Genomic DNA, 12,716 nt, shown 5'->3' with positions numbered 1-12,716 from the left:
CCCGAGCTTCGCCCGGTCCCACAGGATGAGCGCATTGTGGGACCGGGCGAAGCTCGGGAAGCGGGCGACGCCGCTTACAGCACTTGGCGCAGAAAGGCCTGGGCGCGAGGGTCGCGGGGGTTGGCGAAGAACTGCTCGGGGGCCGAATCTTCCAGCAGTTTGCCGTGGTCGAAGAACAGCACCCGGTTCGCCACTTCGCGGGCGAAGCCCATTTCGTGGGTGACGCAGATCATGGTCATGCCTTCCAGGGCCAGGGTCTTCATCACGTCCAGCACTTCGCCCACCATTTCCGGGTCCAACGCCGAGGTGGGTTCGTCGAACAACATGACCTTGGGGTCCATGGCCAGCGCCCGGGCGATGGCCACGCGCTGTTGCTGGCCGCCCGACAGCCGCGAGGGGAATTCGTTGGCCTTCTGGCCGATGCCCACCTTGTCGAGCAGCATGCGCGCCTTTTCCTCGCGCGCCTTCTTGCTGCGCTTGCGCACGATCTTTTGCGCCAGGCACAGGTTTTCCAGCACCGTCATGTGCGGGAACAGGTTGAAGTGCTGGAACACCATGCCCACTTCCCGGCGGTAGGCGTTGACGTCAGTCTTCGGGTCGGCCAGCGACAGACCGTCGATGCTTACCGTGCCTTCGTCGAATTGCTCCAGGCCATTAAGGCAGCGCAGGAACGTGGACTTGCCCGAACCGGACGGCCCCACCACTACCAACACTTCGCCCTTGGCCACTTGGGTAGTCACATGGTCCACCGCGCGAACCACGTGGCCGCGGGTGTCGAAGACTTTCACCAGATCACGAACTTCAATCACTTTGTGCAAGCCTCCGCTCAAGCCGGCTGGCGATGTGCGACAGCGGCAGGTTGATCAGCAAATACAGGGCGGCCACGCAGAACCAGATCTCGAACGTGGAGAACGAGGTGGTGATAGCTTCGCGGCCGCTCTTGGTCAGTTCGGTGATGGAAATCACCGACACCAGCGAGGTGTCCTTGACCAGGCTGATGAACTGCCCGGCCAACGGTGGCAGCACGCGCTTGAACGCTTGCGGCAACACCACATGACGCATCGACTGGCCGGCGCTGAGGCCCAGCGAGCGCGCGGCCTCGCTTTGGCCGCGGGCGATCGACTGCACCCCGGCGCGGACGATTTCGGCCACGTAGGCGCCAGTGAACAACGCCAGCGCGGCGACACCGGCGAACTCGCGGGACAGGTTCAGCACCGTGCCGATGAAGAAGTAGAAAATAAAGATCTGCACCAGCAGCGGCGTGCCCCGCACCAGCTCCACGTATACCGTGGACAGGTCGCGCAACGTCGGGTTGCTGGACAGGCGGCACAAGCCCGCCACCAGGCCGATGAACAGGCCAACGATGCCCGACACCAAGGAAATCCAGATCGTGGCCCAGAGCCCCCACGCCAGCGGCCCCGCGGCCCAATGGCGGGTAACGCCCACAGCGTCGCCTTCAAAGACATCGTCGCCCTGCTCCAGCCTCAGGCTGTCCTGGGCCACGGTGAGCTGCTGCTCGTTGCCGTCTTCATCCTTCAGCGTTACCTGGGCGGTCTTGCCCTGGGTAACGATGGCCTCCACCGTGCCGTCGCCGGCAGCGCGCTGCACGTCTTCGGCCTGGTAGGCAAAGTACTGCGGCACGCGGTTCCAGCGCCACTCATAGGAAATCAGCGAAGTCGCGTAAAACAGCGCGACGGCCAGGCCCACCAGGACCAGTGCCGTCAGCGCGTGCCAGGGCCACTGGGCTTTCTTGTGTTTGATCACTACTGCGTTCCGTAAATGCGAACGCGCGGGCATGCCCGCGCGTTGGTGTCAGGCAAGGACGTGGAAAGTTATTCCATGTCCTTGAGCCAGGTGGTGTTCTTGAACCACTTGTCGTGAATGCGATCGTAGGACCCGTCTTCATGGGCCTGGCGCAGGAAGTTGTTGATGAAGTTCAAGCTGTCGTAGTCGCCCTTCTTCAGGCCGAAAGCCAGTGGCTCGTAGGTGAACGGCTGGTCGAGGAACAGCAGCTTGCCGTTGCCGGCCTTGTCCACGGCCACCACGTTGTAGGGCGAATCGTAGACAAAGGCATCAGCCTTGCCGTTGACCACGTCCATCACCGCTTCCTGCTCGTTGTCGTAGCCGTGGTACTGGGCCTTGGAAATACGCTTGCGCGCAACCATTTCGCCGGTGGTGCCAACCTTGGAGGTCAGGCGGTACTGCGGGTCGTTCAAGTCTTTGTAGGACTTGATCTTGTCGGCCAGTTCCTTGCGGATCAGCAGGGTCTGGCCAACCACGATGAAGGGGTCGCTGAAGTTGATGCGCAGGTTGCGTTCCTGGGTCAGGGTCAGGCCGCTGCCGATCATGTCGAACTTGTCGGTCATCAGCGCCGGGATGATGCCATCCAGGCTGGTGGACACCAGTTCCAGCTTGACGCCCATGGACTTGGCCATGGCTTTGAGCAGGTCCACTTCAAAGCCGATGATCTCGCCGCGCTTGTTGGTCATTTCGAACGGCATGTAGGTAGGGTCCATGCCCACCCGCAGGGTGCCGCGCTTGACCGCCTCATCAATGGCCCCCGCCTGAGCGGAACCGACCGCGCTCAGCGCCATGACGCCCAGCAGCAGCATCGACAGATACTTCTTCATCACCAAGTCCCCTAACTAACGCCCGCAATAGACACGCGCGTGACAATTCAGGGCGCCGCACATCATGGGCGCACCATTTCGGGGTGCGATCCTAACGTACTCGTCCGGTGATACAAGTGCTGGAGAGGGATTTAATGCGCAATGGTCGACAGAAAGTGACCGCTGGCAGTGTTTCCAGAGGTTTCCAAATCCCCCGGGCGATACGCCCGGGGGCCCGGAATCAGGCGTTTGCCAGGGTTGGCGGCATCGCCGAGTGGGGCTGCAACGGCAGCAACGGCGAATGCGGATCGGCTTCCAGGGACTGGCGCCATGCACCCAGCCAGGATTCGTTGCCTTCGCTCCAAACCAGTGCATGCAGACGAGCCAGGGCTACCGGGTCACTGAGCAGGTGCAGACGCGTGTTGCCGTCAAGCTTCTGCGGGCCAGCGGCCAGGGCCTTGCGAATACGCTCCTCACGCATCGCCTCGATCGGCGCTACCGAGTGGTGACGCGCAGTAGCCAGGGCGCAAGCCAGGGCGTTTTGCTGCGGGTCCACCACGGCACGGACGAAACCGTCCTTCAGCGCGTGCCAGCGGTTCTCGTGAGTGTACTGATCGGTGGAGATCAGTTCCTGAGGGGTGTCGTACTCCTCGGGAATCAGGAACAGCTTGTCGTCACGGGCGCTGAGGCCCAGGTTGGTGCGGCTGGAAATCACCGACACCGGGATCGACAGCATCAGCGAACCGACGATAGGCGTCAGCCACCACAGGAAGCTTGGGTTCAGCCAGCACACCAGCAGCGCCCAGAAGAAGCCCAGCAGGGTCTGCGGACCGTGACGGCGAACCGCCTCGCTCCATGGCGTGGAGTCATCGTCACGCTGCGGCGAGTTCCAGGTAGCGGCCCAGCCCAGGAACGCGGCCAGCACGAAACGGGTGTGGAACAGCATGCGCACCGGCGCCAGCAGCATGGAGAAGAGCATCTCCAGCAGCATCGAGATGGTCACCTTGATGCGGCCACCGTACTCTTTCGCGCCCTTGGCCCAGATAAGAATGATGCTCAACAACTTAGGCAGGAACAGCAGCACAATAGTGGTGGAGAACAACGCGATGGCCTTGTCCGGATGCCACTGTGGCCACAGCGGGTACAGCTGCCGCGGCTCAAGGAAGTAGGCCGGCTCCATCAGCGTGTTCACCGCCAGCAACGCAGTGGACAGCACCAGGAAGAAGAACCACAGCGGCGCCGACAGGTAAGACATCACGCCGGTCAGGAACACCGCGCGGTGCACCGGGTGCATGCCTTTTACCAGGAACAGGCGGAAGTTCATCAGGTTGCCGTGGCACCAGCGACGGTCACGCTTGAGCTCATCGAGCAGGTTGGGCGGCAGTTCTTCGTAGCTGCCTGGCAGGTCATAGGCAATCCACACGCCCCAGCCGGCACGGCGCATCAGCGCGGCTTCGACGAAGTCGTGGGACAGGATGGCCCCGGCGAACGCGCCCTTGCCCGGCAACGGCGCCAGCGCACAGTGCTCGATGAAAGGCTTCATGCGAATGATCGCGTTGTGGCCCCAGTAGTGCGACTCGCCCAGCTGCCAGAAGTGCAGGCCGGCGGTGAACAGCGGGCCGTACACGCGGGTGGCGAACTGCTGCATGCGTGCGTACAGGGTGTCCATGCCCGAGGCTTTCGGCGCGGTCTGGATGATACCCGCATCCGGGGTGGCCTCCATCAGGCGCACCAGGCTGGTCAGGCATTCACCGCTCATGACGCTGTCGGCATCCAGTACCACCATGTAGCGGTAGTCACCGCCCCAGCGACGGCAGAAGTCGTCGAGGTTGCCGCTTTTGCGTTTCACGCGACGGCGACGGCGGCGGTAGAAGATCTTGCCAAAGCCCTTGGCCTCGCGGCACACGTCCAGCCACGCCTGTTGCTCGGCAACGGCGATGTCGGTGTCGTTGGTGTCCGACAGCACGAAGAAGTCGAAGCGATCCAGGTCGCCGGTGGCGGCAACCGATTCGAACGTGGCGCGCAGGCCGGCGAACACCCGGGGCACGTCTTCGTTGCAGATGGGCATCACCAGCGCGGTGCGGGCACCGGCCTCGATCGGCTCGTTGCCGGCGCTGGCGCCGGAAATACGGTATTTGTCACGCCCGGTCAGCAGTTCCAGGAAGCCCATCAGGGCGGTCCAGAAGCCTGCCGAAACCCAGCAGAACAGGATGCCAAACAGGATCAGGATGCTGGTTTGCAGCGCATACGGCAGCACTTGCTGCGCGGTCAGCGCGATCGGCTGGTGGATGACCTCGTCCAGGTCCACGAACGACCAGCCCTGGTAGGGCATGATGCCTTTCATGTAGTAACCGGCGACGATGGTCTGGCCGAGCATCAGGGTCAGCAGGATATAACGGCGTACCGACCCCACCCAGCGCCAGCGCGCCTTGGGCAGCACGCGCTTGTCGCTGACAGGCTCCGGCGCACTCTTCTGGCCGGTAAGGCGGCGCCAGCCGCGCACCAGAATGTTGGTGCGCCAAGGCTCCGGGACCACCCGCGTACGGTTGATAGGCGGGGTGGCCTTGAGGCGCACGCGGCCGTCGGAATCAACCGAGAGCATCTCGGCCTCTTCCATTTCGGCGGCACTGTTAAGGGTCAGGCGACGGCCGACCGAGGCCTGGGCGGCCTCGCGTGACTCGTCCGTCGGCTGCGCGGAGAGGTATTCATGCAGCTCGCTGAACGAGTTGCAGCGGGCAAGTTCTGCGCGCTGCTCCTCGCTCAGGGGCAGGTGGGCCAGGTATTCGCTGAGCGACTCCGGCCGGGTCTGGGAATTACTCATCGGAAGGCAACTGGTAGCTCCAGGTCTCGGTCAACACCTGCTCGGTCTTGACGGGCTCCTGAGGGGTGGGCGCAGCCGCGGCCGGCTGCTCGGCGGCCTTGTCGGCCTTGGCATGCTTGGCGTTTGCCTTGGCGTGCTTGGCGACAGGCTTCTCTTCCTTCACAGGCTCAGCCGGTTTGGCTGGTGGCAGTGGTGCATCCTTGACCAGTGCGGCGCGCATTTCCACCGACTGCTTGGGGTCTTTGACCTTCAGGCGCAGCGTCAGGCGCCAGCCTTTGGTCTCCGGGTTGTAGCGCAGGCTGTTCTCGACCAGGTCGGCGTTGTCACCGACGCTGACCTGGCTGCGTACCTGGGCGTCTTCCGGCAGGGCGGCAAGTATCGGCCCGGTGAAGTCGACCAGGAAGGCCACGCTGCCGTCAGTCTGACGAATCAGGTTGGACTGCTTCACATCACCGGTAGAACGCAGGGTCTGTTTGACCCACGCGGTGTCGGCCGAGTGCAGTTGGTCCTCGTTGGAGGTCCATACCAGGCGATAGTCGTGGTCCAGGGCCTGACCAGGCTCGGGCAGTTTTTCCGGGTTCCAGAACGCAACGATGTTGTCGTTGGTTTCATCGGCAGTCGGGATTTCAACCAGGTCGACGGTACCCTTGCCCCAATCGCCCTTGGGCTCTACCCAGGCGCTTGGGCGCTTGTCGTAGCGGTCATCCAGGTCTTCGTAGCGGCTGAACTCGCGACCACGTTGCAGCAGGCCGAAACCTTTCGGGTTCTCGACCGTGAAGCTGCTCACGGCCAGGTGTTTCGGGTTGTTCAGCGGGCGCCAGATCCATTCGTCGTTGCCGGCGTGGATGGACAGGCCGGTGGAGTCATGTAGCTCGTGACGGTAGTTCTGCACCTTGGACGGCTGGTTGGAACCGAACAGGAACATGCTGGTCAGCGGGGCGATGCCCAGGCGGCTGACGTGGTCACGCAGGAACACTTTGGACTTGACGTCGACCACGGTGTCTTCGCCCGGGCGCAGGGTCAGCTTATAGGCACCGGTGGAGCGCGGCGAATCCAGCAGGGCGTAGATCACCAGGAACTTGTCGGCCGGGTTCGGCTTCTCGATCCAGAACTCGGTGAAACGCGGGAACTCTTCACCCGACGGCAGCGCGGTGTCGATGGCCAGGCCACGTGCCGACAGGCCATAGGTGTGACCCTTGCCCACGACGCGGAAGTAGCTGGCACCCAGCAGGGTCATGACTTCGTCCTGCTTGTCAGCCTTGTTCAGCGGGTACAGCACGCGGAAACCGGCATAGCCGAGCTTCTCGGTGGACTTGGGGTCGAATTTCAGGTCGCCAAAATCGAAACGAGCCGGGTCGTACTTGATTTCCTCGACCTTGTCATTGGCGATCTCGTTGATTTTCACCGGCGTGTCGAAGTGCATGCCCTGGTGATAGAACGAAAGCTTGAAGGGGGTCTTGTCGTTGGCCCACTCGGCCTTTTCATTCAAGAAGCGAATTTTCTGGTAGTCCGCGAACTTCATGTCGCGAAATTCGGCAGGCAGATTGCTTTTGGGTGCCTCGAATTTCTGACCGGCAAGATCCTTTGCCTTGGCGGCCACGTCATCCAGGCCAAAGGCCCAGATCTGGCCAGCGCTCAGCAGGCAGAGCAGTGCAGACCCCGCCAACAGGGCGCTGCGCAGGCGTTTGCCTGGGGTTCTTGGTGCATTACAGGGACTAACAATCACGAGCAACCCTCGCCGAAAAACAAATCAAAGAACCAACGGCCAGCGATCATGTGCCGGGTTGGCGAGCAATGTTCCGACTCCGAAAGGGCGCAATGATTCCCCAAACGGTGAAGGCCAAGGCTCATGTTGGAACAAATGGATCAACGAACGCTGATCGTCGTAACGCGAGATTATCCAGCAGCCTGCGTTACAACGCATCAGGGTATGTAAACTTTTTATGCTACAAACTCATCGAAATTCGTGCAAATGAACGATTTACCGACACTTATGCCTGTAAAAGGAACGTCACCGGCCCCTCGTTCACCAAATGCACCTGCATATCGGCACCAAACCGTCCGCATGCCACCCCTTCGTGCTGCCCTCGCGCCTGCTCCAGCAGGTACTCGTACAACTCGATGCCCAGGGCCGGCGGCGCCGCCGTTGAGAAGCTGGGGCGCATGCCGCTGCGGGTGTCGGCGGCCAGGGTGAACTGCGACACCAGCAGCAACCCACCCCCCACATCCTTGAGCGACAGGTTCATCTTGCCCTGTGCATCGGAAAACACCCGATAGTTAAGCAGCTTGTGCAGAAGTTTGTCGGCATTGGCGCGGGTATCTTCAGGTTCTACCGCCACCAGCACCATCAGGCCCTGGTCAATGGCACCCACTACCTTACCTTCAACCTCGACGCGCGCCGAACTGACCCGTTGCAGCAGCCCCTTCACGCTTCCTCCAGGGGAAGGTCCAGCAAACGCCGGGCCATTTGGTCACAGGCGCGCACCAGCGCATCGGTGATACCCGGCTCGGAGGCGGCGTGACCGGCGTCGCGAATGACCTGCAATTCGCTGTTGGGCCAGGCCTGATGCAGCTCCCAGGCGTTGTCCAGCGGGCAGATGACGTCGTAGCGGCCATGCACGATCACCGCCGGCAGGTGGGCGATTTTCGGTACGTCGCGGATCAGTTGGTTCGGTTCCATGAACGCGTTGTTCATGAAGTAGTGGCACTCGATGCGGGCGATGGACAGCGCGCGCTGCGGTTCGGAGAAGCGGTCGACCACCAAGGGGTTGGGACGCAGGGTAGCCGTGCGGCCTTCCCAAGTGGACCAGGCCTTGGCGGCGTGCATCTGGGCGATCTGGTCGTTGCCGGTCAGGCGTTTGTGGAAAGCCTTGAGCAGGTCATGACGCTCGTCCGCCGGGATCGGCGCCACGTAGTCCTGCCAGTAGTCGGGGAACAGGCGGCTGGCGCCGGCCTGGTAGAACCATTCGATTTCCTGCGGGCGGCACAGGAAAATACCGCGCAGGATCAGGCCATGCACGCGTTCAGGGTGGGTTTGCGCATAGGCCAGCGCCAGGGTCGAGCCCCAGGAGCCACCGAACAGCACCCATTTGTCGATGCCCAGGTGCTCGCGAATGCGCTCCATGTCCGCCACCAGATCCCAGGTGGTGTTGTTTTCCAGGCTGGCATGGGGGGTGGAACGACCGCAGCCGCGCTGGTCGAAGGTCACAATTCGGTACAAATTCGGGTCGAAATAGCAGCGGCTCTGGGCATCGCAACCGGCGCCGGGGCCACCGTGGATGAACACCACCGGCAGGCCCTCGGGGGAGCCACTTTCATCTACATACAGCACATGCGGCGCTTGCACGGCCAGATCGTGCCGGGCGTAGGGTTTGATCTGCGGGTACAAAGTCTGCATTGCACGCTCCGTAAGGGTATTGGGTCATCCCTGCTGGGACTTCTGTCATAAGTGCCGTGAGGCATCATAAACCCGAATCGCTTACAGATCATGCCCCCTTGGTGTCAGGGGGCATTGCAGGCCCTTGGGTTTCCCCCTGACGGCAGCGACAGGATCCCCACAAGATAGTCGCTGCCACACGCGACAGGCTCGTAGCTACCGCAAGGCCGGAGCTGCCGCAGGCTGCGAAGGCCCGCACAGCGGGCCCGCGATCGGCATGACACCACCCAAGGCCCTGCGGACCATTTCGCTGCCTGGCAGCGGCTCCTACGTCATACCGGGCCTTTGCCTGATGGATATCGGCTGCCTGCCCAGTCAATGAGTTCGGTCAGAAGCGCCTTGAGCACTGCCTGGGTTGGCTTCGCGAGGTCTTCGCGATACCTGAACGGCTCAAACTCCTCCATATACGCGCTCTGCGCCAATTCCAGCTGCACGGCGTGGATGTGATTGGCCGGATCGCCAAAGTGGCGAGTAATGTGCCCGCCCTTGAACCGGCCATTGAGCACGTGGCTGTAATCGCTGAAACCTGCGCACACACTTTCCAGCCGGCGAGCCAGCGCCGGGTCGCAACTGGCGCCGTTGAAGGTGCCCAGGTTGAAATCCGGCAGGCGCCCTTCGAACAGGTGCGGCACGTGGGAGCGGATGGAGTGGGCGTCCCACAGCAGCGCATAGCCGAACTCGTCACGCAGGCGCGCCAGCTCTTGCTCGATGGTGCGGTGGTAGGGCACCCAGATTTCATTGAGATAACGCTCGCGCTCGGCGGTGGACGGCTCCTGCCCCTCGCGAAACAGCGGCACGCCATCAAACAGGGTCTGCGGGTACAGCCCGGTGGTGGCCCCGGCGTACAGCGGTTTGTTGTCCGAAGGCCGATTGAGGTCGATGACAAATCGCGAATACTTGGCGGCCACGATACTGGCGCCCAGTTCGTCGGCGAAGTCGTAGAGGCGCGGGATGTGCCAGTCAGTGTCCGGCAGGCTGCGGGCTTCGTCGATCAGGCCGTTTTCCACCGCCGGGCTCAGACACAGGCCGGCATGGGGCATGCTGATCAGCAGCGGAACGCGGCCGCGCTTGAAGGTCAGGACGTTATCCACGGTTGAGTTCTCCAACGTTGACTTCCACGCCGTGACGCACGACGCGCTTGTTCAGTTCGCCGCCCAGCCAGTAGGCCAGGTCTGCCGGGCGTTCGATGTCCCAGGCGACGAAATCGGCGACCTTGCCCACTTCCAGCGAGCCATGGCTTGCGCCCATGCCCAGTGCCTTGGCGGCGTTGAGCGTGGCGCCCGCCAGGGCTTCCTCAGGGGTCATCCGGAACAGCGTGCAGGCCATGTTCAACATCAGCCGCACCGACAGCGCCGGCGAGGTGCCGGGGTTGAGGTCGCTGGCAATGGCGATAGCCACGCCGTGCTTGCGCAAGGCATCCATGGGTGGCAATTGGGTTTCGCGCAGAAAGTAGAAGGCACCGGGCAGCAGCACCGCCACGGTACCGGCGGCGGCCATGGCCTGGGCATCATCTTCGGTCATGAATTCCAAGTGGTCCGCCGACAACGCATGGTAACGCGCCGCCAGGCTGGAACCGGCCAGCGATGACAACTGCTCGGCATGCAACTTGACCGGAATGCCCAGTTCCTGGGCCCTGAGGAACACTTTTTCGACCTGGGCCGGGGAAAACGCCAGGTACTCGCAGAACGCATCCACGGCGTCCACCAGGCCCTCGGCCGCCAACGCCGGGAGCATTTCGTCGCAGATGTGGGCGATGTAGTCGTCGGCGCGGTCCTTGTATTCCGGCGGCAAGGCATGGGCGGCCAGACAGGTGGCGCGCACGCTGACCGGCAGCGCCTCGCCCAGGCGACGGATAACCCGCAGCATCTTGCGCTCACTGGCCAGGTCCAGGCCGTAGCCGCTCTTGATCTCGACGCTGGTGACGCCGTCGCGCAACAGGCTGACCAGGCGTTTGCGCGCGCTGGCAAACAGTTCGTCTTCGCTGGCGGCACGGGTGGCGCGCACGGTGCTGGCAATGCCGCCGCCGGCGGCCGCGATCTCGGCATAGCTGACGCCCTGCAGGCGCTGCTCGAACTCACCGCTGCGGTTGCCGCCGAACACCGTGTGGGTGTGGCAGTCGATCAACCCCGGCGTTACCCAGGCACCGCCCAGGTCGATGATAGCCACGCCCTCCCCCACCGGCGCCTCGCTGCGTGGGCCGATCCAGCGGATGACGTCGCCGGCAGTGACGATCGCCGCGTCTTCAATGATCGAGTATTTGCCATGGGCCATGGTCGCCACATGGCAATGCTGCCACAGGGTTTTCATCACAACGTCTCCTGGAACAATTCGGGGAAGGTACGGCCCAGCAGCGCCGGGTCTTTGAGCAGGGCTGCGCTGGTGGCGATGTCCGGTGCCAGCCAGCGGTCCTGGTCGTAGGGTGCAATGTGTTCGCGCAACAGGCGCCAGGCGGCGTCGGTGCGAGCGCCAAAGCGCTGTTCCTTTAGAAACTCGAACGCCTGGGCCGCCAGCAGGTACTCGATGGCGAGGATCTGCGTGCAGTTTTCCAGGGCCCGGTGCAGCTTGAGCGAGGCGTTGGTGCCCATGCTCAGGTGGTCTTCCTGCAGGCCCGAGGTCACGTAGTTATCCACAACCGCCGGTTGCGCCAGCTGGCGGTTTTCCGCGCACAGCGAGGCGGCCACGTATTGCACAATCATCATCCCGGAGTTGACCCCCGGCTGGCTGACCAGGAACGCCGGCAAGCCGCTCACCAACGGGTTGATCATGCGGTCCAGGCGGCGTTCGGCGATGGCGCCGATTTCGGCAACGGTGATGGCCAGCACATCGGCGGCCATTGCCACTGACTGACCGTGGGGGTTGGCTTGGGACATCACCCGGTAATCCTCGGGGGTGCCCAGCAGCAGCGGGTTGTCGGTGGCCGAGTTGAGCTCGATCTCGATCTGCCGCGCCGCGTGCTCCAACTGGTCGCGGGACGCGCCGTGCACCTGGGGAATGGAGCGGATACTCAAGGCGTCCTGGGTACGAATGCCGCGGCTGCTGGCGATCACTTCGCTGCCTTCCAGCAGCCAGCGCAGGTTGCGCGCCACCACCTGCATGCCGGGGTGCGGCTTGAGGCTGATGATGGCCGGGTCGAAGGCATCTATCTGCCCGCGCAGGGCTTCAAAACTCATGGCGCCGATCACGTCGGCCCAGCCAGTCAGGCGCCAGGCATCGTCCAGCGCCAGGCAACTAAGGCCGGTCATGCACGGTGTGCCGTTGACCAGGCACAAACCGTCCTTTGCGCCCAGCAGTACCGGTTGCAGGCCCTCGGCGGCGAACGCCTGGGCAGCGTCGACGATTTGCCCGCGATAGCTCACCGGGCCGATGCCCAGCAGGCCCACACCGATATGGGCCATGTGCGTCAGGTAACCCACCGAGCCTTGGGACGGCACCTGCGGGGTAATGCCGCGATTGAGCAGAGCCAAAAGGGCTTCCACCACCTGGCGATGCAGGCCGGACTTGCCCTGGCAGTAGTTGATGACCGCCGCGCAGATGATCGCTCGGGTTTGCTCGTCGGTCAGCGGCTTGCCCACCCCGCAGGCATGGCTGAGCAGCGTATTGCGCGACAACTGGCTAAGCTGTTCATCCTGCAACGACACGTTGCACAGCGCCCCCAAGCCGGTGTTGACGCCGTAGGCGCGCTCGCCGCTTTCAACGATGCGCTGCACAATCCCCTGAGCATTGTCGATTCGCGCCCACGCCTGGGCGGACAGCTCCAGCCGGGCGCCAAAGCGCGCCACGGCGACCACATCCTGCCAACGCATACGCGCATCGGCGATTACGACGTTTTCGGCCAACAACATCTACAGCG

At 63.2% G+C, this 12,716-nt stretch carries 10 protein-coding genes; all 10 read right to left on the bottom strand.

The features are described from left to right. Positions 1-74: 74 nt before the first annotated feature. The 10 genes from PMM47T1_RS09290 to hutH all read right to left on the bottom strand — a co-directional run bounded on the left by PMM47T1_RS09290 (position 75) and on the right by hutH (position 12,708). On the bottom strand, positions 75-809 hold the full coding sequence (locus tag PMM47T1_RS09290; protein ID WP_008367966.1) for an amino acid ABC transporter ATP-binding protein: 735 nt from the start codon (positions 807-809) through the stop codon (positions 75-77). Then, the gene (locus PMM47T1_RS09285; RefSeq protein ID WP_425226219.1) at positions 802-1,797 is read right to left on the bottom strand and encodes an ABC transporter permease subunit; all 996 of its coding nucleotides are present in this window, start codon (positions 1,795-1,797) and stop codon (positions 802-804) included. The genes PMM47T1_RS09290 and PMM47T1_RS09285 overlap by 8 nt, the downstream gene beginning before the upstream one ends. A gap of 35 nt (positions 1,798-1,832) precedes the next feature. Next, positions 1,833-2,630, bottom strand: a complete 798-nt coding sequence (locus PMM47T1_RS09280; RefSeq protein ID WP_043300890.1) for a transporter substrate-binding domain-containing protein — start codon at positions 2,628-2,630, stop codon at positions 1,833-1,835. Between the two features lie 220 nt (positions 2,631-2,850). Beyond that, on the bottom strand, positions 2,851-5,430 hold the full coding sequence (mdoH, locus tag PMM47T1_RS09275) for a glucans biosynthesis glucosyltransferase MdoH (protein WP_008367960.1): 2,580 nt from the start codon (positions 5,428-5,430) through the stop codon (positions 2,851-2,853). After that, positions 5,423-7,156, bottom strand: coding sequence for a glucan biosynthesis protein G (locus tag PMM47T1_RS09270; RefSeq protein WP_008367958.1), 1,734 nt, complete (start codon positions 7,154-7,156; stop codon positions 5,423-5,425). Before PMM47T1_RS09270 ends, mdoH begins: the two co-directional genes overlap by 8 nt. Before the next feature lie 265 nt (positions 7,157-7,421). Beyond that, positions 7,422-7,859 (bottom strand): D-aminoacyl-tRNA deacylase, encoded by a 438-nt coding sequence (dtd, locus tag PMM47T1_RS09265; protein ID WP_008367957.1) that lies wholly within the window; start codon positions 7,857-7,859, stop codon positions 7,422-7,424. After that, positions 7,856-8,827, bottom strand: a complete 972-nt coding sequence (gene pip / locus PMM47T1_RS09260; protein WP_008367955.1) for a prolyl aminopeptidase — start codon at positions 8,825-8,827, stop codon at positions 7,856-7,858. Before pip ends, dtd begins: the two co-directional genes overlap by 4 nt. A gap of 311 nt (positions 8,828-9,138) precedes the next feature. Further along, positions 9,139-9,957: an N-formylglutamate deformylase gene (gene hutG, locus PMM47T1_RS09255; protein WP_008367953.1), complete on the bottom strand. Its 819-nt coding sequence runs from the start codon at positions 9,955-9,957 to the stop codon at positions 9,139-9,141. Beyond that, the gene (hutI, locus tag PMM47T1_RS09250) at positions 9,950-11,173 is read right to left on the bottom strand and encodes an imidazolonepropionase (RefSeq protein WP_008367950.1); all 1,224 of its coding nucleotides are present in this window, start codon (positions 11,171-11,173) and stop codon (positions 9,950-9,952) included. The genes hutG and hutI overlap by 8 nt, the downstream gene beginning before the upstream one ends. Further along, a complete protein-coding gene (hutH, locus tag PMM47T1_RS09245) occupies positions 11,173-12,708 on the bottom strand; it encodes a histidine ammonia-lyase (protein WP_008367948.1) in 1,536 nt (511 codons plus the stop codon). The genes hutI and hutH overlap by 1 nt, the downstream gene beginning before the upstream one ends. Between the last annotated feature and the right edge of the window lie 8 nt (positions 12,709-12,716).

It is taken from the genome of Pseudomonas sp. M47T1 (assembly GCF_000263855.1).
Lineage (GTDB): Bacteria > Pseudomonadota > Gammaproteobacteria > Pseudomonadales > Pseudomonadaceae > Aquipseudomonas.
This window is presented reverse-complemented; position numbering and strand designations above follow the sequence as displayed.

Excerpts from the sequence above, each read along its gene's own strand:
- PMM47T1_RS09285 (WP_425226219.1), bottom strand. The coding sequence starts at position 1,797 with ATGCCCGCGCGTTCGCATTTACGGAACGCAGTAGTGATCAAACACAAG.
- PMM47T1_RS09280 (WP_043300890.1), bottom strand. The coding sequence starts at position 2,630 with ATGAAGAAGTATCTGTCGATGCTGCTGCTGGGCGTCATGGCGCTGAGC.
- mdoH (WP_008367960.1), bottom strand. The coding sequence starts at position 5,430 with ATGAGTAATTCCCAGACCCGGCCGGAGTCGCTCAGCGAATACCTGGCC.
- pip (WP_008367955.1), bottom strand. The coding sequence starts at position 8,827 with ATGCAGACTTTGTACCCGCAGATCAAACCCTACGCCCGGCACGATCTG.
- hutI (WP_008367950.1), bottom strand. The coding sequence starts at position 11,173 with ATGAAAACCCTGTGGCAGCATTGCCATGTGGCGACCATGGCCCATGGC.
- hutH (WP_008367948.1), bottom strand. The coding sequence starts at position 12,708 with ATGTTGTTGGCCGAAAACGTCGTAATCGCCGATGCGCGTATGCGTTGG.